This is a genomic window from uncultured Bacteroides sp. (assembly GCF_910585845.1).
Lineage (GTDB): Bacteria > Bacteroidota > Bacteroidia > Bacteroidales > Bacteroidaceae > Bacteroides.
The window spans coordinates 1-23,157 of sequence record NZ_CAJUHF010000037.1; the positions used below are offsets into that span (position 1 = coordinate 1).

Below are 23,157 nucleotides of genomic sequence, written 5' to 3' on the forward strand. Positions count from 1 at the left end.
GGGAATTTTCAGCGATACGTAGTATTGCGGCTCGGAAAATTCCCTAATAAGCTACGGTATTTTCTCCGTAAATACCCTGCGGCGTGCCGTCCGTCTGCCCGTCTGCCTTTCGGCGGTGGCTGTCCCTGCCGCCTGCTTACCCGTATAACCCCACCTTATTATTTTTCCCTTTCGGTCGGTGGTGGGCGGCGGGGCGGTCGTTTCCGTTTTCAAAGGCTCTTTTGCACGGGGCGGTCGGATACAAGGTTTTCCCGATAAATACGCTCGCAGCGAAGCGAGAGGAAGATTTATCGGGAAACGGCGCAGCCGCCTGACCTTTTAGCCGACATAAAGCCCCGTGCTTACTTTGCCTTTGTAAACGGAAATGATTGCTCCGCTTTCCCCTGAAAAGAGGAATTGAACCTGCAATATATATCACCATAGTGATAGGTTTGCATGTTTGCATGCTGGTATGCTGGTACGTTTGCATGTTGATATGTTGGTATGTTGATATGTTGGTATATCATCATGCTTTCCAACGGCTGTTGGGCTTGCCGTCCGAAACAACCGACACGAATACCGTCGTTTTCTCTTTTCGCCCGTGTATAATCCTCTCTAATAATGCCCTGCGGACTTTCGCCGCCCCGAACGATTCGATACGGAAAGCGAGGGCGGCTATCGTTTCGAGGTTGTAAACCTCCGCGCTGTATCTGTCCGATATGCGGATAATGCGCTTTATGTCATATATACTCAAAACTCCGCTTTTGCAGAGTGCCTTTATCCCTGCCCGAACCGTCGGGGCGATAACCCCGAACAGTTCGCAGATTTCTCGCTCGGTCATGGCGGTTGCGCCTATATCGCTCGGCAGGGAGATATTGCCCTGCCCGTCCATCGTGATAATGTTCCTTTCTTCTTTCATCGGTATTCTGTTCTTAATTAAATGGCTCGGCAGATATTCTTCTCCATATCCTCCAACTTGTGCGACAAGGTTTCCATGTCTTGGCTTATCTTCTGGGCGGTGATTTTGGCGTAAATTTGGGTGGTCTTTATGTTCGTGTGTCCCAAAAGGCGGCTCACCGTTTCGATGGGTACGCCGTGCGACAGAAGCACGGTCGTGGCGTTCGTGTGGCGTGCGACATGGTAGGTCAAACGCACCTTGAAGCCGCATTGTCTGCCTATATCTTTGAGTATCTTGTTACAACTGCCGTTGCTCGGAACGGGGAAAACATGACCGTCCCTTGCCAGCCCCTTGTATTTCTCGATGATACGCTTGGGAACGTCCAAAAGGCGGATGTTCGATTCGGTGTTGGTCTTCTTTCTTCGGGTGATTATCCACAGGTTGCCGTCGAAGAATGTTTGCAGGCGGTCGGCGGTGAGGTTCTTCACGTCCGAATACGCCAAACCCGTGAAAACAGAAAAGACGAACAAGTCCCGTACAAGCTCGTGGGTGGCGTTCTTCATCGGTGCGTCCATGAGCGTCTGTATCTCCGTTTGGGTGAGGTAGCCCCTGTCCACGCTTTCGGGAGAGTTGATATATCCCGCAAAGGGATTAAAGGGCAAACGCCCGTCGTTCCTCGCTATGGAAACGATGTGTTTCAACACAATCATGTAGCCCCACACGGTATTGGTGCGGCATTTCTTCTCCGTGCGCAGAAAATACTCGAAGTCGTTGATGAACGTGAGGTTTAGTTCCTTTAATGGAATATCCTCACGCTTGTAGGTATGGGGCAGGAACTCCCGAATATGGTTGCAGACCGTCCGATAACGGGTAAATGTACCCTGCGCCCTGCTGTGCCCGACTTTCTTCTCGAACTCGGCGTTGTGCTGCTCGAACAGCTTCAGCAAAGTTTCCTGCTTGACGCCGATACCGAGATAGGCGTCTTTGAGTTTGGCGGCGGTAACATAACCGTCCGTCTGCATTAACTCTTGATAGCGGCGGTTTACCTCCACACGGATTTTATCTACTGCAAGGTTGATTCTCTGCGCTTCGACGCTCTTGCCCGAAGCACGGCTGTTCTTCACGTCCCACAAGCGTGGGGGAACGTCCATCTTGCAACTGAACTGTTTAATCTCGCCGTCCACCGTGATACGGCACATCAGAGGCAGGTTGCCGTTCGGCTTCTCGCTGCCTTTCTTCACGTAAAATAATACCTTGAATGTACTTCGCATAACTCACTCCTTTTTTTGGTTACAAAATTAGTTCTTAGTGAGTTATCGACAGCTATGTAAATCAACGCAAAACGCAGAAAAAGAACCTTTTAGCAAGAAATTTGCACCCGTTACGGGAGTAACGAGGTGGTAACTGAACTTCTGCGCCGTTTGGCTTCGAGGTGGTATTTCGTTGGCTCTGTCCCATAGAAAAACAAAGCGTAACGAACGCTCTATCAGCTAATTCGCTACGCTTTGCCCAAATTTACTTTTTCGCTATGTGTTTATTATAGAAATTATTAATGACTTCGAGAGTACCTAACACTATAATAATAGTTCATATTCTATTCTGTGAGAATTAGTAATAAGAACAATCATAGAGTTCTAATGAATTATCAAATTTGTGACTATATCAAACAATGAGAACTTATTTATTCGACACGTTTAATATTATACAATTAATCAATAATTATTATGACATATTATAGAGTTGACATCAAATGCGATAATGAGGTTTATATACTATGCATTAGTAATAGTTACATCCTCTCAACAGATTATCTAGATCTAAAAAATTTGGTTTACGAATTTCTAAAATCTCAAAATGTGCATATAAATGGAAAGGAAGTTATTCATTTTCAAGAATCCAATGAAAAAGAATTTAATGAATTAAAGAATGAAGTGGTTTTAAATTCTAACTTAAGAATTAGATATTAGATTTATCTATTCAGAAGCTATATTAAAAATTGTTCTTATAATAATAGCGTAAGTTCTACTAAAGAAAACATATTTAAATTGATACAATTAAAATAACTAATTTAAAATTAAACAAAAATGAAAACATTTAGATTAATTGGAATGGCTTTATTAGCTGTAATGATGTGTGTGAATTTTGTTTCTTGCGGTGATGATGATGAAGAACCTATCAAAAATGAGGACGGTATTGTTACCAATGAAAAGAAACTTGTACAAATAATAAGAAACGGAGATAGAGCTGATGATATTTGGGATTTTTTCTATGATTCTAAAGGTAGGTTAAGTAAGGTAATTTATAACATTTATAACGAAACGAACATAGACGAATATATTTGGGGAGATAACACAATTATTGTACCCAACAGTCACACAGGTACTTTAAGTAATAATTTAATGAGAAACATAGTTTTTCATAAATATGAATACATAACCAAATATGAATATAATTCATCTAAACAATTGACAAAAGTTCAATCAGCCGATCTAGGAGAATATACTATTACTTGGGAAAATGGGAAAATAGTAAAAATTAATGATAATTATGAATTTACTTATAGCGGAAAAACTTGTAAAGGTTACAATCCTCTTTTTATTGAAAAATGTGGCATTGATGAAGAGGATTTATTCTATGCGCACCCCGAATTAGCAGGTTGTCGTTGTACGCAGCTTCCTGATAAACAAACATATAAAAGAGAAGCAACAGAATATGAAACGATGGAATACACTTATAAGTTTGATAATGACGGATATTTGCTAAGTTGTCATGAAAAAGGAGATTATGATCAATGCATCTACTTTTTTAAATGGGAATAATCTTTTGAAACTATAATTAATACAAAAAGTCAACCTATCTATTTGAAATGGATAAGTTGGCTTTCTTTATCTCAAAAATATCAGAAAAAACATAGTCGGTCTAAACAGAATTGCTAACTTTGCTCCCAATCAAAATTAAGACAATGGAATACATCAACGAATTTCATAAGGAATGGATAGAGCGCACACGCCAATCGATAGCCTCTTGGAGCAAGCAGCCGGCATCGTTAGAAGAAGCAAAAAAGCAGCAGGAACGCTTGAACCTACAGAAAGCTATAAGGGAAAGCAAACAGAAGAGCTGATAAAGTTTGCCGATTCTAACAAGCTATGGATAGATATTGCATGTCTTTCCGTTATCTACTTGGATAGGGGTGGTGAAAATGAAGTGTTCTATAATGGAGAAGCCACCATTTATAAACTGAATAACTTTGAGTACGCAGGCGATGATTTGGAAAATTTCTTTATCCGCATCAATGCACACAACAGGTTCTTTTCAAATGTACCTTACCAATTGGTAGGCTTTGCTTATAACAGCCAACAGGAATTTTGCGCAGTACTTACCCAACCCTATATCAAGGCAGAACGGGAAGCTACAGAAACAGAAATAGCTACTTACATGCAGTCGCTCGGCTTTGAAACGGATTATTACGATGAATACCACAATGACCGTTATATAATTTTTGATGCCGTACCCAATAATGTACTGTATGGAATTGACAACAATCTATATTTTATAGATACACAAATCAGATTATTGGAAAGATTTAATCAATGGAACAATTACAAGTAATTCAAGACAAAATATATGAAATCAGAAGTCAGAAAGTAATGCTCGACCGTGATTTGGCAGAAATGTACGGAGTGCAACAAAAGCATTGAATCAAGCCGTTAAACGTAATATAGACCGTTTTCCCGAAGATTTTATGTTTCAACTGACAAGTGAGGAAACACAAAAATGAAGGTCACAATTTGTGACTTCCAATTCCATCAAGATGAGAGTTAGGCGTAACCCTTATGCATTCACAGAATTAGGGGTAGCCATGTTAAGTAGCGTGTTGAACTCCAAAACTGCCATTCAAATCAATATGGGCATTATGCGTGCTTTTGTCGCTGTTCGCCAAATGATTGCATTGCCTAAAACAGACCAACTAACAGAGTTGCAGAATGAAATGAAAGAGTTGAAAGACTACATAGAAGAAGTGTTCGCTGATTACAACGACATTAATGATGATACACGAATGCAGTTAGAACTCATCAATCAGACATTGGCTGAACTACAAGCCAAGAAGAAATTGGAAGAAAAGCCACGCAGAAGAATCGGATTTATACAGCATGACGAATAATCTGATTCTGTCAAACGCAAGATTTTATAAAAACTGTAATACTTCCACGTAGGTAAAAAGACATGGAGCATATCTAACAATTAGGAAGAATCATTGCATAGTAGCATAAGAAAGCTATAAGGGAAAGTAAACAGAAGGACTGATAAAGTTTACCGATTCTATCAAGCTATGGATAGATATTGCATGTCTCTCTGTTATCTACTTGGATAAGGGCGGTGAAAATAATACGGCAACATCAGCAACCATTGCCGCAAATGAAGTTTTAGCTAAATCGTAGAAAAACGGCTCTTTCCTGAAAGCAAAAATTCATTCAGACCTTAGTTTCAGCCTAAACAACTATAAGCCATATCATAGCGGAAGCTGAAAGAGCTGAACGTACAAAAACAGGGTACTGAAACTGATGTATTTTCTGCACCACAATGCTGTCTATCTCTGCCAACTACAAAAGAACGAGCATGTAACAATTCTTGAGACTTTTGAGACTCTTGACAGCAAATTGAATCTGACTTGTAAGGCTATATCCACAGAAATATTAGAAGTAAGGCAGTTACTATCTTCTTTTCCCTGCCAAATACACACCACCCAATATACATACAGCACCCACAACTGCCACTGCAGTCAACCGTTCACCCAATAAAAAGGCGGAACCTATCAACGTGAAAAGCGGATTAAGATAAATGTAATTGGATGCTCTGACCGTGCCCAGCTGTTTCAAAACCAAATTCCAGACTGCGAAACAGATCAAAGATGCCAGTACACCAAGGAAAAGCAAATTTACCCAGACAGCCGGTTGCAGGATTTGATGCATATCGAAGTGCCAAGGATGAACTGCAAAGGCAGGAAGAATGGTCAGTATGCCATAGAAGAAAATCTTACGGGTAATAAAAAACGTGCCATAACGACCGGACATCTCCTTCATGATCAGGCTATAGAATGCCCACGACAAAGCAGCAAGCAAAGTAAGGAAATCACCCAAAGGAGAAATCTTCAGCACAAAACTACCGTTATACACCACCAGTGCCACCCCCACCAACGCCAACAACGAACCGCCTATCAAGCTGCGGGAAGCCTTCTCCTTCTTATATACCATCAGAGAAAGGATGGTGGTAAGCAGAGGTGCCGTACTGACGATGAACGAAACATTCGTTGCCAAGGTGATCTCCAATGCCATGTTCTCCGTAAGGAAATAAAACGAACCGCCCGTAATACCTCCCAGAAACAGCCAGAATTCATCGCGCCAACTGTCCGCAAAGAGTCGGCGGGGAAAGAGTATCCAAATGCCCAGGTAGGCTATAGAGAAACGGAGCAGAAATATCTCTTGCGGAGAAAGGCCGTGCCCGATCAGGATTTTCGTGGAGATAAACGTCAGTCCCCAGACACCCACCACAAGAATGGCTATCAGATGATAGATATAGTTTTTATTCGTATTCATACGTATATGGTAAAAAGGACAATACGCTTGCCCGTGATGACGTACGGTTTAGCGGCTTAGTGACTTGCCGAACGTTCGTAACCGTTTCCCTTCCAGACGTACACAACGGGGCGGCGAAGATAGGGCTTCAACTTTGCAGCTGCTTCCTTGTCCATGTAGTCCGGCGTGGTGAAGGTGAAGACCAATGAGTCGTTTTCTGCAGACAGAACGGCTTTCATCAGCAACATGTCCGCCTGTTCGGCAGCATCCCTCACCTCATAGCTCTGCAAGGAATCGGGCAAATCCAGAAAATCGTCCGACACGGGAAGGGTCAGGTAAGAGGAGGCGGGAAGCTCCTTCCAGTCGGTGGTGTAGAAACGTACACTACTGTCGCACGCGGGAGCGCAAGCAGTGGATACGACGCAGATCAATTTCGTGGTGTCACTCGTGGCAAGCAACTTCATCTGCCAGGAACTTTGGGGAGTCACCTGCATGGAGATGTAATCGGAAGAGAATGCAGTCATTTCCGATTTACCCTCGAAACGGTTGGTCACTTCGGCTTTCATCTTGCTCTCCAAGAAGTCGATGCAATCGGCACGATTCACGGAAGTAAGCAGCGGACTGAGGCTGTCGGACATATTTATGAAACATGTTTTAGCTTCTTGGGCTTGCAAGGAACACATCCAAATGCAAACCAGACACAAGCACATTGTCAATTTCTTCATCATATCAGTTTTCTGTTATTCGTAATTACGTTGTTGTACACACTCTTCCGGGATACCTGAATCAGGAATGACTGTCGCCGGATTCATCAACAAAAATACAAATTGTTCCTTAAAAAGATTACCTGTCAAAAGGAATATTTAGTTTTTTTACTTACTTATTCCCTAAACAGGACTTACTCATTTCCTTAACAAGACTTTCTCATTCTTTGAACAAGACTTACCTGTTACTTTAATACGATTTACTTGCTTCCCAAATAGAGGAAGAACATACCAATCAGGACCAGAATAAGATCCACAGCCTTGCTCTTCAGGTTCTTTTCGTGGAAGAACAACGCGCCGAAGAGGAAGGAGACCACCACACTGCCACGGCGAACCATAGAGACGATGGAAATCATGGAATCTTCGTAACTCAAAGCATAAAAATAAGCAAAGTCGGCGGCACTAAGGAAGACGGATATCAGGATGATAGTCCAGTCCCAACGGAAAGGAGTACTCTCCTTGCGCTTGGGATACCACAGCAGCAGGATGATGGGGCACATGATGAACACCTGATAGACATTATACCACGACTGTACCACCATCGGGTTGAGGTGCTTCATCAGGTATTTGTCATATAGTCCGCTGACGGCACCGGTGACGGCGGCAAGCACGATGAAGAATATCCACTTGTTATGCTTGAAGTCGATACCCTCTTTCTTGCCCGAACGGCTCAGCATAAATAACGAAAGCACGGCAAGCAGGACTCCGATCCACTGATACAGGTTCAACCGTTCGCCGAATATCAGCATGGCACCTACCAGCACCATCACCGGACGGGTGGCATTGATAGGCCCGACAATGGTCAGCGGAAGATGCTTCATGCCAAAGTAACCGAATATCCAGGAGGAAAGGACTATGAAAGACTTGACAATGATGTATTTATGCACATCCCATCCCACTACAGGCACATGGAACATCGTCCCATCAAGCACAAGAGTATAAGCCGAAACAAGTATGAAAGGAAGAAACACCAGACTCGAAAACACCGTATTCAAGAACAGTACGGGAAGCACGGCATTGTCGCGCAGCGATTTCTTCTTAAACGCATCGTAAAAGCCCAACAGAGTGGCTGAAAGAAAAGCGAGTAATAACCACATGGATTTTTGAATTGTGAATTATGAATTTTGAATTATGAATTATAACTTATGACTATTGACAACCTACATTCATTCGGTGTCGAACAGTTCTTCCGGATAGGAGATATCCACCAGGAACAGGGCATTTCCGGGAACGGAAGTACCCGCCTTGCAACGGTCTTTCTGTTCGATCACACGGCGGAAGCCCTCTACCGAGAGTTTGCCGCGCCCCACTTCGAGCAGAGTGCCCACTACGGCGCGAACCATGTTGCGCAGAAAACGGTCGGCACGGATGGTAAACACCCAGGTCACTTCGTCCACCTGTGTCCAAGCGGCATGCATCATGCGGCAGTTGTTGGTCTTCACGTCAGTGTGCAGCTTGCTGAAACTGGTGAAGTCCGTATAATCGAACAGCGTGCGGGCGGCTTCATTCATCCGTTCAAAGTCCGGCTGCCGAAAAAGGCGGCAACGGTATTGGCGGTTGAAAGGAGACTTGGCGGTAGTCACATAATATTTATAGGTACGGGAAACTGCATCAAAACGCGCATGTGCATCGGGCTTCACCACACGAAGGCGATAGACGGAAATGTCCGGCGGAAGAAGCCGGTTCAGCTTGTCGGCGACGAAATGTGTATCCAGCGTCTCCTCACTGTCAAAGTGTGCCACCATCAGGGAAGCATGTACACCGGCATCAGTCCGACCTGCCCCTACCACGTCTACTTCACGCCGCAACAAAGTGGCGAGCGCACGCATCAGGCATTCCTGCACGCTGTCGCCATTAGGTTGTATTTGCCATCCGTGATAAGCGGTCCCATCGTAAGCTAAATAAATGAAATATCGTTGCATGCTTTTTTATTTCGTTTTTCAGGCGGCAAAGATACGGAGAAAAAATGAAAACTGCATACAGGATTGAGGCAGGCGCTTCCGGAATCCGTTTTTTATTTCTAACTTTGCGCATCCACTAAATATATTTTCATGGCATCATGCAACAGATTTACAACAAAATTCCACTCCTGATTCTTACCGTATTCATGACCGGAGCGTGCCTTACCGGCTGTAAGAAGAAAGATATGTCCCTCAAACTGAACGAACCGAGAAACATCAAAGGGGTAATCAGCTACAAACGCTCGTTCGGCGACCTGAACGAAAAACATCTGAACATCGCCCAGACCATCGGCATCTCCCCTATCGCCTCGCGCACGGAAGCGGAGAGCATGAAGAAGAAGCTGCAACACATAGAGACCAACGACCTTTACCAAGTAGATTCACTGACACATTCCATCCCCTACCTGATCCCGGGTGCCGCGCGTCTGCTGGACAGCATCGGGAACAACTTCCTTGACTCGCTCGCGTCGAAGGGGCTGAATCCGAACAAAGTGATCGTGACCTCCGTACTCCGCACGAAAGACGACGTGAAGCGCCTGCGCCGCCGCAACGTGAACGCTTCAGAAAACTCCGCGCATTTCTACGGGACGACATTCGATGTCAGCTGGAAACGTTTCCAGAAAGTGGAAGATGAAGACGGAAGACCGCTACAGGACGTCAGTGCCGACACACTGAAACTGGTGCTCTCGGAAGTGCTGCGCGACCTGCGGAAAACCGAGAAGTGCTACATCAAGTATGAACTGAAACAAGGTTGTTTCCACATCACAACAAGAGAAAACTAAGGAAAAAGCAACGCGGGAACTGCGCGTTACTCCTCCATCATCCTCCATGCCAGCGGCAGGCAGTTCACGATGTCTCCTGCCGTCATTCCGACCATACCCTGTTTCTTGGCGGCGATATCTCCGGCAAGCCCATGCACATAGGTGCCGAGACAGGCTGCATCTTCCGGCGTATATCCCTGTGCCAGCAAGGCAAGAAGGACGCCCGTCAGCACATCACCACTGCCTCCCGTCGCCATGCCGGGATTGCCTGTGGTATTGAAGTGACATTTACCCTGCGGGGTGACAATGGCAGAATAGGCACCTTTCAGAACGATATACACTCCTGCCGTCCGTGCCAGTTCGCAGGCTTTCACGAGACGTTCGTATGAGTCATGGCATTTGCCTACGAGGCGTTCCAGCTCTTTGGGATGGGGCGTCAGTATGCTTCCTTCAGGCAGGCGGCTGATGTAGTTGCGATGTTCCGCCAGTGCGTTCAGTGCATCGGCATCCAGCACCATGGGCGTCTGGCAGATGTCTATCTGTTCCAGCACGGCAGTCTCGGTCTCTCCTGCCCTGCCCAAACCAGGACCGATGCCTACAGCCTGATAATCATCGGCATCCACCGAACAGGCAAAGCAGGTATCGCTGGGGTCTATGTCCGTCATTGCTTCCGGAACGGCGGTCTGCATAATCGGATTGTTGCAATAGGGCACATGCACCGTCAGCAGCCCCACTCCGGAACGCAGGCAGGCCCTTGCCGCCAGGATGGAGGCTCCCGCCATTCCTTGCGAACCGGCAACGAGCAGGGCGCGGCCGAAGTCTCCCTTATGTGCAAACTTCTTGCGCGTCTTCAGCAGATAGTGCATGTCTTCACGCTCCAGCAGCTGATAGTCCGTACCGACTTCTTCTATGGCCTCTTCGCTCAGGCCGATGTCCAGCAAGTCCCACTCGCCCACGAACTCCTGGTTCTCGGCAAAGAAGAAAGCCAGCTTGGGCAGTTGCAGGCTGAGCGTTACATCGGCGCGGACGATGTGTGCCCGTATATTATATGTATTCTCTTCGCCCATCAGTCCCGAAGGGATGTCGATGGAGACTACCTGCGCGGGCGAGGCATTAATGTACTTCACTACTGCGGCAAAACCACCGCTCAACGGCTTGTTGAGCCCGCTGCCGAAGAGTCCGTCCACTACTACCGACTCTTCCGTCAGCACAGGCGGGACGAATTGCGAGGTCACTTCGTGGAAGTCCACTTTTCCTTGTTCGAGAAGACGGTCTTTGTTCGTTGCACAATCGGGGGAGAGTTCTCCTTTGATGTTGAACAGATAGACGGCCAGCCGGTAGCCGCGTTCCGCCAGCAGGCGTGAGAGGGCCAACGCGTCTCCACCGTTGTTTCCCGGTCCGGCAAACACGGTGAACGGGGTTTCCTCCTCCCAACGTTCGGCAATGGCGTCCGCCAGGGCTTGTGAGGCACGTTCCATCAGGTCGATGGAGTCAATCGTTTCATTCTCTATGGTATAAGCATCCAGTTCTTTGATGCTTGAGGTAGGGAATATTTTCATGTCTGAATCTTCAATATTATATATTTAAATGCTCTTCCTCCTGGTCTTCTATCGGCATACCTTGCGGCGAACGGCACGTACGGAGGATTCTCGTAACAAAAGTAGATTGTTTTGCAGAAATACGCAAGAAAGGACAGGAAAAGTTACAGAGTGGAAGCGGTTGGGATAAATCTTCGATTCCTGATAAAAAATCATTTTCAATAGAGGAAAAATCATACTTATCGATCCGTCATTCCTCTAAATTGCTTATGTTTGCACTTTGTTCAATGTTTGATTATTTTAATTTATTTTTTAAGCTATGAAATTCATTGCTATCCTGCTTACCGCACTGTTCAGCCTGTCCGCTTTCGGACAAGAGAAATTTCCCGACGGAACTCCTATTCCGGAATGGTTCAGAGACACTAAGATTGTTTCCATTGAGGCATTAGGGAACAAGTACAACCTTGCCGACTATGGCGTAGTGAACGACAGCACCATCCTGCAAACGGAGAAGATACAGGCTGTCATCGACCGGGCCGCACGGGACGGCGGCGGTGTCATCCTCGTTCCGAAAGGCACCTATCTGACAGGCGCACTTTTCTTCAAGCCGAAGACTCACCTGCACTTGCTGGAGGGTGCCGTGCTGAAGGGAAGCGACGACATCAGCAATTTCCCGATTCTCGACACCCGCATCGAGGGGCAAAACCTGAAGTACTTCGCTGCGCTCATCAATGCCGACAAGGTGGACGGTTTCACCCTCTCCGGCAAGGGAACCATCAACGGCAACGGCCTGCGCTACTGGAAGTCGTTCTGGCTGCGCCGCAAGGTCATCCCCAAATGCACCAATATGGACGAGCTTCGCCCGCGCCTTGTCTTTATCTCCAACAGTAACGACGTGCAGCTTTCGGGCGTCCACCTCATCAACTCGCCTTTCTGGACCACGCACCTCTACCGCTGTAACAACGTCAAGCTGTTAGGGCTTCACATCTTTGCTCCTTCCGCCCCGGTGAAGGCGCCGAGCAGCGATGCCGTCGACGTGGACGTCTGCAACAACGTGTTGATAAAGGACTGCTACATGTCCGTCAACGATGATGCCGTCGCCCTGAAAGGGGGCAAGGGTCCGTGGGCCGACAAAGACCCAGGCAACGGCAGCAACACCAATATCATCATCGAGGACTGCACGTATGGTTTCTGCCACAGCGGCCTGACGTGCGGAAGCGAGTCCATACACAACCGCAACATCATCCTGCGCCGCTGCAAAATCAGCAACGCCAGCCGCCTGCTGTGGCTGAAGATGAGACCGGACACGCCGCAGCATTATGAATACATCCTCGTGGAAGACATCACGGGAGATGCGCGAAGCCTGCTCTACGTCAAGCCCTGGACGCAGTTCTTCGACCTGAAGGGGCGCACGGATATCCCGATGTCTTATTCTAACAATGTGACCATGCGGAACATTAAGTTCGACTGCGACGTCTTCTACGACGTCAACCCCTCCGAGCAGTATCAGCTGAAGGACTTCACCTTCGAGAACCTGGATGTACGCGCGAAAGACACCAAGTGCGACAAGACGACCGTAGCGGGCTTCGAGTGGAAGAACGTAAAAGTAAGCCCACGGTGACACCCTGCAACGGGGACGGGAAACGAGAGAAAGGCACCACGGAATACGGAACCGCGAAAAACGGGTTCACGAGAACCGGTTAAAAAACGCTAACGGAAAAATTATTTTTTTTGCCATTTTCCGACCGCTCTGTCTTCGCTCTGCCTCCAGTGTGACTCCGTTCCTAAGGAGTGGCGACACAATGGCGGCACAATGGCTGCAGAGCGAAGGCAGAGTGGCCCCGTAATGTCAACGGATGTTAAAAAGCGTTTTCCGGGGCGCGTTATAGATGGCAAGGAATGCCACGCCCGTACGCTGCGAGGAGCATGCGCCTCCGCTGCCGGAAGCACGCATTTCTCTTTCCGGAAGCACGCATCCCTCCCGTGGAAGGCATGCGCCTCCGCCGCCGGGAGCCATTTTCCCAAGCCTGTCCGGCCCGTTTCTCAAAAATAATCCCTATTTTTGCACCGCATTGCACCGCCGCCACAGGCCGACGGCCCACTGCGGACGGCGGGAACAAAAAGTCATCATTAACTCAAGTTTCGCAAGCTCAACTTTCGCAGGATACGAAGGAACGAGGAGACGAAACGACAAGGGAAAAAGGGGAAAAGGAAAATGACAGGGGAAAAAGGCTTAAATGACAAGAGAAAAAAGCTTAAATAATAAAGGAAAAAAGCTTAAGCTTAAGCAACAAGAGAAAAAAGCTTGTCTGTCATAAAGAGAAAAGTTATAACCTGCACTTTCCTCCTTGCAAACTTGTCAGCTGAGCCCTTACAAGCTAAGGAGTCGGGCTTGCGGAACTTAAATCATTAACATAACGCATTTTCTTATGAGCACATCCCGACATCCCAAAGGTCTTTACCTCATCTTCGCCACCAGCACCGCCGAACGTTTCAGCTACTACGGCATGCGTGCCATCTTCATCCTCTTCCTCACCCAGGCACTCCTGTTCGACAAGGAACATGCCGCCTCCATCTACGGCAGCTACACCGGCCTGGTCTATCTGACACCACTCATCGGCGGATACATCGCCGACAAGTACTGGGGCATCCGGCGTTCGGTCTTCTGGGGCGCCATGATGATGGCGGTAGGGCAATTCCTGATGTTCTTCAGCGCCTCCATGCTCGACAGCACCGAGCTATCCCACGGGTTGATGTACGGTGGACTCACCTTTCTGATCTTAGGCAACGGATGCTTCAAGCCGACGGTCTCCTCACTGGTCGGACAACTCTACGAACCGGGAGACAAGCGTCTGGACTCTGCCTATACCATATTCTATATGGGCGTCAACGTCGGCTCCTTCTTCGCCCCGCTGGTCTGCGGCTACTTCGGCGAAACGGGCAATCCGAGTGACTTCAAGTGGGGATTCCTGATTGCGGCAATCGTCACCGTATTCACAGTCATCCTATTTGAGACACAGAAAAACAAGTATCTGATCGGTCCCGACGGACAGCAGTTAGGCATCATCCCCGACGCCAAGCGCTGCCAGCCCCAAGCAGACCGGACATCCCCGAAGACCACCACCGGCAAAGAGAAAAGACTGCGCAACAACCTGCTCCTCGGCGCACTGACCATCGCCCTTGCCGCATTCTTCTACTCGTGCTTCGGCAACGACTGGGTCAGCATCGGCATCTTCACCGCCTGCATCGTGTTCCCCGCCAGCATCCTGCTGGATGGTTCGCTGAGCAAGATAGAACGCGACCGTATCTTCGTCATCTACATCATCGCTTTCTTCGTCATCTTCTTCTGGGCGGCATACGAACAGGCGGGCGCCTCGCTCACCCTCTTCGCCTCCGAACAGACCGACCGTGTGCTGTTCGGCTGGGAGATGCCTGCATCGTGGATACAGTCCTTCAACCCCTTCTTCGTCGTTACCCTCGCCGCCATCATGCCCGGCGTGTGGGGTGCCCTGAACAAGCGCGGCATGGAACCCTCCTCGCCTACCAAGCAAGCCATCGGACTGCTGTTGCTCTCGCTGGGCTATCTGGTCATCTGCTTCGGCGTGAAAGATGTGCAGCCGGGCGTCAAAGTTAGCCTGCTCTGGCTGACGGGACTCTACTTCATCCATACGATGGGAGAGATAGCCCTCTCGCCTATCGGACTCTCGATGGTGAACAAACTCACCCCCGTGCGCTTCGCCTCACTGATGATGGGCATCTGGTATCTGTCTACCTCTACGGCCAATAAGTTTGCAGGCATCCTGGGCGGCCTTTATCCCGAAGCCGGAAAAACGAAGACCCTGCTCGGATACCCCATTGAGGACATGTTCGACTTCTTTATGGTATTCGTCATCATGTCCGGCGCCGCCTCGCTCATCCTCTTCCTGCTCTCAAAGAAATTGCAGCAGATGATGCACGGAGTGGAATAAAAATCGTATTTTTGCCTCAATTTTCTAATAAAAACATTCCATCTATGGATACCATACAGATAAAAGACAAGACGTTCACTGTCTCCATCTGCGAGCAGGACATTCTGAAAGAAGTGACCCGCGTGGCCAATGAAATCAATCGTGACTTGGCAGGAAAGAACCCTCTCTTCCTCAGCGTGCTGAACGGTTCGTTCATGTTCACCGCCGACCTGATGAAACGCATCACCATCCCTTGTGAAATCTCTTTCGTCAAGCTGGCGTCCTACCAGGGCGTGTCGTCCACAGGAGTCATCAAAGAGGTGATCGGCATCAACGAGGACCTGACGGACCGCACGGTAGTCATCGTGGAAGACATCGTGGACACGGGTCTCACCATGCAACGCCTGATTGAAACCCTCGGCACACGTAACCCGAAGGAGATACACATCGCCTCCCTGCTGGTGAAACCGGACAAACTGAAGGTGGACCTGAACATCGAATACGTAGCCATGAAGATCCCCAACGACTTCATCGTGGGCTACGGACTGGACTACGACGGGTTTGGAAGGAACTATCCGGACATCTATACAGTAGTGGAATAAAATCATATATTTATAAATCATAAATCTTAAAAATGCTGAACATTGTAATTTTCGGTGCTCCCGGCTCAGGCAAGGGAACACAAAGTGATAGAATAGTAGAAAAGTACGGTCTCAACCACATCTCTACCGGCGATGTGCTCCGTGCAGAAATCAAGAACGGTACCGAACTGGGCAAGACCGCCAAAGGCTACATCGACCAAGGCCAACTGATCCCCGACGAACTGATGATCGACATCCTGGCCAGCGTATTCGACAGCTTTAAGGACAGCAAAGGCGTCATCTTCGACGGTTTCCCCCGTACCATCGCCCAAGCAGAAGCCCTGAAAAAGATGCTTGCCGAACGTAATCAGGCAGTAAGCGTGATGCTCGACCTCGAGGTGCCCGAAGAGGAACTGATGACACGCCTCATCAAGCGCGGACAACAGTCCGGCCGTGCCGACGACAACGAAGAGACCATCAAGAAACGTCTCGTCGTTTATCATTCACAGACCGCACCGCTCATCGACTGGTACAAGAGCGAAGGCCTCTACGCCCACATCAACGGCTTGGGAGACCTGGAAACCATCACCGGAGAGATCTGCACGGCGATTGACAAAGTGAAATAAACTACGGCACACGGATGCCACTGATTTAATAGATGACCACAGATTTATTTCCATCGGTTTACGGAGAAAAATCTGTGGTCATCCGCTTCATCAGTGTCGTCCGTGTACCATCCCCTCCCTCCTTCGGCTTCATCTCCACCCAATTTATGTCCTTAGAAACGAGGGTGCGTCCCGTCACCTTCCGGTTCTGCGCACACCTGTATTCGGGTATGAAGCGCACACGTACCTCCGTAAACTGCCGCGCCGACACCTCCTCTGGGGTATCCACCCCTGCCCGTTTGCTCCGCCCACGAGGTAGAACGTTCCCAGCCCGTCCAGCTCATTATATAAATATCCTATAGATTGATTCTATCATCTTCCGCAAAGATAACATAGCCTATCCACATATGTAAGCACGACAAGGTAATATCTCTGCCCATTCACATAAAGACAAGGGTGATTTTAAGATTTTCTTGCCGACAACAGCCTATAAATCGGGATTTATACGTAAATTTGCCTACTTAACCATTGAACCGCTTTTCGACGATGTTAGAAGACTGCATACGATACCCGATAAGGTTACAGAATTTCGAACAGATACGTACGCTGGATTGCGTGTACGTGGATAAGATAGAGAGCACTACCCGTACGATAGGCGAATGGAAAGTAGTATAATGGAATTCACTAATCATAAATCATAAATTATAAATCACATATATGGCCGAATCTAATTTTGTAGACTACGTAAAGATATACTGCCGCTCCGGTAAGGGCGGACGAGGTTCCACACACATGCGTCGCGAGAAGTACATGCCCAACGGAGGTCCTGACGGCGGCGACGGAGGACGTGGAGGACACATCATCCTGCGCGGTAACCGCAATTACTGGACACTGCTCCACCTGAAGTATGACCGTCACGCACTGGCTGGACATGGTGAATCAGGTTCAAAGAACCGTAGCTTCGGCAAGGACGGAGCGGACAAAGTGATCGAGGTGCCCTGCGGCACAGTGGTTTATAACGCCGAAACAGGCGAATACCTCTGTGACGTCACCGAACACGAACAGGAAGTCATCCTCCTGAAAGGCGGGCGCGGCGGACTGGGCAACTGGCACTTCAAGACCGCCACCCGACAGGCTCCCCGCTTCGCACAGCCGGGCGAACCGATGCAGGAGATGACCGTCATCATGGAACTGAAACTGCTTGCCGACGTCGGACTGGTAGGTTTCCCCAATGCAGGGAAATCAACCCTGCTGGCTTCCGTATCTGCTGCCAAGCCCAAAATCGCCAACTACCCTTTCACCACGCTGGAGCCCAATCTGGGCATTGTCTCCTATCGGGAAGGGAAATCATTCGTCATGGCAGACATCCCCGGTATCATCGAGGGTGCCAGTGCCGGCAAAGGTCTCGGATTGCGCTTCCTGCGCCACATCGAGCGTAACTCTTTGTTGCTCTTCATGGTGCCCGCCGACAGCGACGACATCCGCAAGGAATACGAAATCCTGCTGAACGAGCTAAGCACGTTCAACCCCGAAATGCTGGACAAGCAACGGGTACTCGCCATCACCAAGAGCGACATGCTGGACCAAGAACTGATGGATGAGATTGAGCCGACATTGCCTCAAGGTATTCCGCACATCTTCATTTCTTCCATCACCGGCATGGGACTTTCTGCGCTGAAAGACATACTGTGGGAAGAGTTGAATAAGGAGAGCAACAAGATAGAAGCAATCGTCCATCGCCCGAAAGACGTGAGCAGGCTTCAAGAGGAACTGAAAGAGATGGGCGAAGACGAAGACCTCAGCTACGAATACGTGGAAGAGGACGACGTGGAAGACCTGGAAGACTTCGAATACGAAGAGGAGGATTGGGAAGAGAAATAATATCATGAATACCAACCCTATCCTTCTATACACCAGCCTGCCTGCCGACGTTACAGCCTTCAGCACCACCCGCCACGGCGGGTGCAGCCAAGGGGCCTATGCCTCGCTGAACTGTACGTCCTATACTGGGGATATCACTGAGCATGTACGCCGCAATCAGAAGATACTTTGCGGTGCCCTGCCTCAGCATCCCCGCGAGCTCGTCATCCCCTACCAAACCCACGGTACAGATGCCCTCATCATCGACATCACCTACCTCCAAGCCTCTGAAGAAGAACGCCAGATAATGTTGCAAGGCATCGACGCCCTGATAACCTGCGAACCAGATATCTGCCTCTGCATCTCCACTGCCGACTGTATACCTATATTATTATATGATAAGCAACACCGCACCGTTGCCGCCATCCATGCCGGTTGGCGCGGTACCGTCAGTCGCATCGTCCTGCACACGCTGGAACATATGCGCGCCCTCTACGGTACGGACGGAAGGAACGTGACTGCCGTCATTGGTCCCGGCATCTCCCTACCAGCTTTCGAAGTGGGCGAAGAAGTCTATGAAGCCTTCCGCGAGCAGGGCTTCCCTATGGAATACATTTCCGAATGGAATCCCGCTACCCACAAACACCACATCGACCTCTGGGCCGCCAACCGTATGCAACTACAAGACTTCGGCGTACCTTCGGAGCAAGTGGAGACAGCGGGCATCTGCACTTACAACCAGTACGAGGATTTCTTTTCGGCACGCAGAATGGGGATACGGTCGGGGAGAATACTGAGCGGAATCATGATGAAAGAAAAGATCGCTCATCCTTGATTATGAAAGATAATCTTATTATTTTGCAACATTCCAAACGAAAGCATAAATCATTTAAACCATAAGCAATATGTCTATTATAAGAATCTTATTCCTGCTTATTTCTTTTGCTTTATGTACTTTTACATTGAAAGCACAAGAACCATCCACACCTTCTATAAAGGCATTGCATGCATACGCAACAAAAAACGGTATATCACCCAAAGAATACATATTCAAACTTTTTGAGCAATCGGACATCATTGTGCTGGGCGAACGCGACCATCGTGACACCGTACAATACGACTTTTATTTGGACGTACTCGCCGATCCCCGCTTTGCCGAACGCATAGGGTACATCTATACCGAAGTAGGCTCCAACAACATGACCGAAGAAGTAAACCAACTGTTACAAGGAACTTACCCTACGGAAAAAGATTTCATAGAGAGCCTGTACACCTATTACCGGAAAAGCGAGACTTTCTACCCGCTATGGGAAAAGTACAATCGCATCAAGTTCCTCAAAGGTCTCTATGACATCAATCGGACATCTTCCAATAAAATCCGCCTCGGACTGACTGATTGCAAATTCTCATGGGAAGAAATCCGCACAACGGAAGATTACAAGAAGTTTTGGCACTCACCCGAAGTAAACGATCGCGACAGCTTGATGTGCACCCACTTCGCCGAGATGTACGCCCGCCAGACACCACTGAACGGAAAACGAAAAGCTTTGGTCATAACCAGCCAGCCACATGCCATCAACCACTCACAGTTCTTCAGGAGATGGAACAGAGATTACAGAACTCAAGGATGGTGGATGAAACAAACTTTCGGAGAAGAACGTGTCAAGATAGTCCTGATGAATTGGTTTGACTATAGGCTATTTGACGGACAAAACTTTCCGATGACGGGAAAAGGTACTTGGGACGCAGCATTCGAATTGATGAACTGCCGTCCGTTCGGCATCGACTTGCAGAACAATCCTTATGGAGAAACGGCCTTCAACGGTGTAGCCGGAGGTAGTGCCCTATTTATCAAAAACCGGAAATGGCAGGATGTAGCCGATGGACTTATCTACGATGCTCCTTTATACAATCATGTAGCAGCATGGGGAATTGACGGACTTATACCCAAAGAATTTGAACCAGAAATCAAGCGTCGTACAGAATTGTACTGGAAAGTCGCTAACCCGAAAGAGGAAACGATACCATTCGATGTGTTCATAAATGAGTATAACATATTCCACACTTACCCGGCTGCTTTCAAAAGCAAAGAAGATGTCAAACAACTCATTCAAAAGGTGTTGTCCGAACAGCAAGACAAGAATTAATCACATAAGGACATCTATTTATATGTTAATCAAACCATCAAACTCAAGAATTTAAAAACTCCATAAACTCCAAATGTATAACATCACCCTTTCCGAAGAAATCAAACGACATTGCCCCGAATACCGTGGTGCCGCCGTATTTGCAGAAGTGACAAACAGCACTTACAACGAAGGCTTATGGCAGGAGATTGCCGCATTCACCCAAGATTTAAAAGCCCACGACACCACGGACAGCATCAAAAACCAGCCCGTCATTGCTGCCACACGTGAAGCCTACAAACGTTGCGGCAAAGACCCCAGCCGTTATCGTCCCTCTGCCGAAGCCCTTCGCCGACGCCTGCTACGTGGACTGGAGCTTTATCAGATAGACACATTGGTGGACCTTATCAACCTCGTCTCCCTCCGCACCGGACACTCCATCGGTGGCTTCGATGCAGACAAGATAGAAGGAACCAGCCTTGAACTCGGTATCGGACGCACCGACGAACCTTTTGAAGGCATCGGACGCGGTGTACTCAATATTGAGGGACTCCCCGTCTACCGCGACCGCATCGGAGGTATCGGTACCCCTACCAGCGACAATGAGCGTACCAAGATGGATCTCCATACCCGCCACATCCTTGCTATTGTCAATGGATATAACGGACAGGAAGGACTGAAAGAGGCTGCCGAGATGATTCTGGAACTATTGGTGAAATATGCTTCCGCCATCGGTGGAACGATACAATACTTTGAATAATAAAATGAAACAATACCTGCTGGTAAACAGGAAACAATACCTGCTGGTAAAATGAAACGATACTGTAAATAAATGAAAGCCCATCTTACATTTATCTTCTTACTATTTATCGCCTTGGACATCACAGCACAGAAAAAGAGGACCGCTTTCTCTGTCATGGAAACAAACCATGTACGTGTAACCACTCCAGGGCTCTTCCAAACAGACAACTCAATCATACTGCCCCTGCACGAGATATCGGACACGGCATACGCTTTCCCCCTACCCGGCGGCAAAATCATCTCGCCCTACGGACAACGTGGCAGGCGAGGACACAGCGGCATCGACATCAAAACACGTGCCCGAGATACGATACGTTGTGCCTTCGATGGTGTCGTGCGGATGGCAAAACACTACAGCGCCTACGGCAATGTCATCGTCGTACGCCACGGATTCGGGCTGGAAACCGTCTACAGCCACAACGTCAAGAACTTGGTCCATAGCGGCGATACTGTCCGTGCCGGACAAGCCATTGCCCTGACCGGACGCACCGGACGTGCCACAACCGAACACCTGCACTTCGAAACCCGCGTCAACGGACAACATTTCGACCCGAACCTGGTCTTCGACATGAAACTGCAGACCCTGAACAAGCTACGTTTGGAATGCTCCAAACATGAACACGGCATCACCGTCAGGCCACTACCGACCATCTATCTGGAGCCTTGGCAAAAAAAATACCTGATGGAACGGCTTAAGTGTCCAAACCTTTCATTATTTTTGCAAAACGTTTCACTAAAAGAGCAAATTGAACTTTAAAACATATCAATGATAGAAAAACTGATTGTTCTTGAAGACATCGACCCGGTCATCTTTTACGGCGTAAACAACGCAAATATGCAGTTGATAAAGGCTTTGCACCCCAAACTGCGTATCGTGGCACGCGGTAATGTCATCAAAGTGCTGGGTGATGAAGAAGAAATGTGCGCATTCGAGGAAAACATCACCAAGCTGGAAAAATATTGTGCAGAATACAACTCTCTGAAAGAGGAAGTCATCATAGACATCATCAGGGGTAATGCCCCGCAAGCTGAGAAATCGGGCAATGTCATCGTGTTCAGCGTCACGGGAAAACCGATCATCCCGCGTAGCGAGAACCAACAGAAGCTGGTAGAGGCTTTCTCCAAGAACGACATGGTGTTCGCCATCGGCCCTGCCGGCTCCGGAAAAACCTATACCGCCATCGCGCTGGCCGTGCGTGCCCTAAAGAACAAGGAAATCAAGAAAATCATCCTCAGCCGACCCGCCGTAGAAGCCGGAGAGAAACTCGGCTTCCTGCCCGGCGACATGAAGGATAAAATAGACCCGTATCTGCAACCTCTCTACGACGCCCTGCAGGACATGATACCTGCCGCCAAACTGAAAGAGTACATGGAACTGAACATCATCCAGATTGCCCCTCTCGCCTTCATGCGAGGACGTACGCTGAATGATGCCGTAGTCATCCTAGACGAAGCGCAGAATACCACTACCCAACAGATCAAGATGTTCCTCACCCGTATGGGTATGAACACCAAAATGATTGTCACGGGCGACATGACTCAGATTGACCTGCCTGCTTCCCAGACTTCCGGTCTGGTACAGGCACTCCGTATCTTGAAAGGCGTAAAAGGTATCAGTTTTGTGGAATTGAACAAAAAAGACATCGTCCGCCACAAGCTGGTTACCCAAATTGTCGAGGCCTACGAGAAGTTCGAGAAGGAAGCAAAAGCGGAACGGGAGAAAAGAAAGGAAGAGGCAATGGCACGCAGATAATGCGTGCCCT

24 protein-coding genes and 1 pseudogene are annotated in these 23,157 nt (G+C 48.2%); 15 read left to right on the forward strand and 10 right to left on the reverse strand.

The features are described 5' to 3' along the window. Positions 1-51 precede the first annotated feature (51 nt). From QZ323_RS10510 to QZ323_RS10520, 3 genes are all read right to left on the reverse strand, one after another. Entirely contained in the window at positions 52-213 is a 162-nt protein-coding gene (locus QZ323_RS10510; protein ID WP_153837236.1) for a hypothetical protein, read from the reverse strand. A 292-nt stretch (positions 214-505) separates the two neighbouring features. Then, positions 506-898: a hypothetical protein gene (locus QZ323_RS10515; protein ID WP_005797051.1), complete on the reverse strand. Its 393-nt coding sequence runs from the start codon at positions 896-898 to the stop codon at positions 506-508. A 17-nt stretch (positions 899-915) separates the two neighbouring features. Continuing rightward, the gene (locus QZ323_RS10520) at positions 916-2,148 is read right to left on the reverse strand and encodes a site-specific integrase (protein ID WP_005797050.1); all 1,233 of its coding nucleotides are present in this window, start codon (positions 2,146-2,148) and stop codon (positions 916-918) included. 813 nt (positions 2,149-2,961) lie between these two features. Between QZ323_RS10520 and QZ323_RS10525 the strand changes: the two genes are divergently transcribed. From QZ323_RS10525 to QZ323_RS10535, 3 genes and pseudogenes are all read left to right on the forward strand, one after another. Beyond that, positions 2,962-3,696 carry a DUF4595 domain-containing protein gene (locus QZ323_RS10525; protein ID WP_294634634.1) on the forward strand — a complete coding sequence of 245 codons (735 nt, stop codon included), beginning with the start codon at positions 2,962-2,964 and terminating at the stop codon, positions 3,694-3,696. Between the two features lie 172 nt (positions 3,697-3,868). Further along, entirely contained in the window at positions 3,869-4,486 is a 618-nt protein-coding gene (locus QZ323_RS10530; RefSeq protein WP_294634635.1) for a hypothetical protein, read from the forward strand. Beyond that, positions 4,468-5,039: pseudogene (locus tag QZ323_RS10535) on the forward strand (ORF6N domain-containing protein). Before QZ323_RS10530 ends, QZ323_RS10535 begins: the two are co-directional and overlap by 19 nt. 550 nt (positions 5,040-5,589) lie before the next feature. On the opposite strand, the gene QZ323_RS10540 reads toward QZ323_RS10535, so the two are convergent. The 4 genes from QZ323_RS10540 to truA all read right to left on the reverse strand — a co-directional run bounded on the left by QZ323_RS10540 (position 5,590) and on the right by truA (position 9,136). After that, entirely contained in the window at positions 5,590-6,471 is an 882-nt protein-coding gene (locus QZ323_RS10540; protein ID WP_294634636.1) for a DMT family transporter, read from the reverse strand. A 56-nt stretch (positions 6,472-6,527) separates the two neighbouring features. Beyond that, entirely contained in the window at positions 6,528-7,178 is a 651-nt protein-coding gene (locus QZ323_RS10545) for a DUF3256 family protein (RefSeq protein WP_294634637.1), read from the reverse strand. Between the two features lie 236 nt (positions 7,179-7,414). Beyond that, entirely contained in the window at positions 7,415-8,311 is an 897-nt protein-coding gene (locus QZ323_RS10550; RefSeq protein WP_294634638.1) for a DMT family transporter, read from the reverse strand. A 69-nt stretch (positions 8,312-8,380) separates the two neighbouring features. Next, complete coding sequence (truA, locus tag QZ323_RS10555; RefSeq protein ID WP_294634639.1) at positions 8,381-9,136, reverse strand: tRNA pseudouridine(38-40) synthase TruA; 756 nt, start codon at positions 9,134-9,136, stop codon at positions 8,381-8,383. Between the two features lie 185 nt (positions 9,137-9,321). Here truA and QZ323_RS10560 point away from each other — a divergent pair, with 185 nt between their 5' ends. Continuing rightward, the gene (locus QZ323_RS10560; protein ID WP_294634673.1) at positions 9,322-9,957 is read left to right on the forward strand and encodes a DUF5715 family protein; all 636 of its coding nucleotides are present in this window, start codon (positions 9,322-9,324) and stop codon (positions 9,955-9,957) included. A 26-nt stretch (positions 9,958-9,983) separates the two neighbouring features. Here the strand turns inward: QZ323_RS10560 and QZ323_RS10565 are convergent, their stop codons facing one another. Next, positions 9,984-11,495: an NAD(P)H-hydrate dehydratase gene (locus QZ323_RS10565; RefSeq protein WP_294634640.1), complete on the reverse strand. Its 1,512-nt coding sequence runs from the start codon at positions 11,493-11,495 to the stop codon at positions 9,984-9,986. Positions 11,496-11,793: 298 nt separating this feature from the next. On the opposite strand from QZ323_RS10565, the gene QZ323_RS10570 reads away from it, so the two are divergent. Continuing rightward, positions 11,794-13,095 (forward strand): glycosyl hydrolase family 28 protein, encoded by a 1,302-nt coding sequence (locus tag QZ323_RS10570; RefSeq protein WP_294634642.1) that lies wholly within the window; start codon positions 11,794-11,796, stop codon positions 13,093-13,095. 228 nt (positions 13,096-13,323) lie between these two features. Here QZ323_RS10570 and QZ323_RS10575 read toward each other — a convergent pair whose 3' ends face one another. Further along, complete coding sequence (locus QZ323_RS10575; protein WP_294634644.1) at positions 13,324-13,521, reverse strand: hypothetical protein; 198 nt, start codon at positions 13,519-13,521, stop codon at positions 13,324-13,326. 382 nt (positions 13,522-13,903) lie between these two features. On the opposite strand from QZ323_RS10575, the gene QZ323_RS10580 reads away from it, so the two are divergent. From QZ323_RS10580 to QZ323_RS10590, 3 genes are read left to right on the forward strand one after another with little or no spacing between them, the layout of a single operon-like run. Beyond that, positions 13,904-15,442 carry a peptide MFS transporter gene (locus QZ323_RS10580; protein WP_294634645.1) on the forward strand — a complete coding sequence of 513 codons (1,539 nt, stop codon included), beginning with the start codon at positions 13,904-13,906 and terminating at the stop codon, positions 15,440-15,442. A 44-nt stretch (positions 15,443-15,486) separates the two neighbouring features. Beyond that, positions 15,487-16,023: a hypoxanthine phosphoribosyltransferase gene (gene hpt / locus QZ323_RS10585; protein ID WP_294634646.1), complete on the forward strand. Its 537-nt coding sequence runs from the start codon at positions 15,487-15,489 to the stop codon at positions 16,021-16,023. 32 nt (positions 16,024-16,055) lie between these two features. Next, positions 16,056-16,628, forward strand: a complete 573-nt coding sequence (locus tag QZ323_RS10590; protein ID WP_294634648.1) for an adenylate kinase — start codon at positions 16,056-16,058, stop codon at positions 16,626-16,628. A 58-nt stretch (positions 16,629-16,686) separates the two neighbouring features. On the opposite strand, the gene QZ323_RS10595 is transcribed toward QZ323_RS10590, so the two are convergent. Next, on the reverse strand, positions 16,687-16,896 hold the full coding sequence (locus tag QZ323_RS10595; protein ID WP_294634649.1) for a hypothetical protein: 210 nt from the start codon (positions 16,894-16,896) through the stop codon (positions 16,687-16,689). A 257-nt stretch (positions 16,897-17,153) separates the two neighbouring features. Between QZ323_RS10595 and QZ323_RS10600 the strand changes: the two genes are divergently transcribed. The 7 genes from QZ323_RS10600 to QZ323_RS10630 all read left to right on the forward strand — a co-directional run bounded on the left by QZ323_RS10600 (position 17,154) and on the right by QZ323_RS10630 (position 23,147). Beyond that, on the forward strand, positions 17,154-17,282 hold the full coding sequence (locus QZ323_RS10600) for a hypothetical protein (protein WP_294634650.1): 129 nt from the start codon (positions 17,154-17,156) through the stop codon (positions 17,280-17,282). Positions 17,283-17,324: 42 nt separating this feature from the next. Further along, the gene (gene obgE, locus QZ323_RS10605; protein ID WP_294634651.1) at positions 17,325-18,488 is read left to right on the forward strand and encodes a GTPase ObgE; all 1,164 of its coding nucleotides are present in this window, start codon (positions 17,325-17,327) and stop codon (positions 18,486-18,488) included. Between the two features lie 4 nt (positions 18,489-18,492). Further along, positions 18,493-19,302, forward strand: a complete 810-nt coding sequence (pgeF, locus tag QZ323_RS10610; RefSeq protein WP_294634653.1) for a peptidoglycan editing factor PgeF — start codon at positions 18,493-18,495, stop codon at positions 19,300-19,302. Positions 19,303-19,429: 127 nt separating this feature from the next. Further along, positions 19,430-20,614, forward strand: coding sequence for a hypothetical protein (locus QZ323_RS10615; protein WP_294634655.1), 1,185 nt, complete (start codon positions 19,430-19,432; stop codon positions 20,612-20,614). Positions 20,615-20,687: 73 nt separating this feature from the next. Next, positions 20,688-21,353 carry a phenylalanine--tRNA ligase beta subunit-related protein gene (locus QZ323_RS10620; protein ID WP_294634657.1) on the forward strand — a complete coding sequence of 222 codons (666 nt, stop codon included), beginning with the start codon at positions 20,688-20,690 and terminating at the stop codon, positions 21,351-21,353. A 72-nt stretch (positions 21,354-21,425) separates the two neighbouring features. Then, positions 21,426-22,151: a M23 family metallopeptidase gene (locus QZ323_RS10625; RefSeq protein WP_294634658.1), complete on the forward strand. Its 726-nt coding sequence runs from the start codon at positions 21,426-21,428 to the stop codon at positions 22,149-22,151. A 9-nt stretch (positions 22,152-22,160) separates the two neighbouring features. After that, complete coding sequence (locus QZ323_RS10630; RefSeq protein WP_294634659.1) at positions 22,161-23,147, forward strand: PhoH family protein; 987 nt, start codon at positions 22,161-22,163, stop codon at positions 23,145-23,147. Positions 23,148-23,157: the final 10 nt, after the last annotated feature.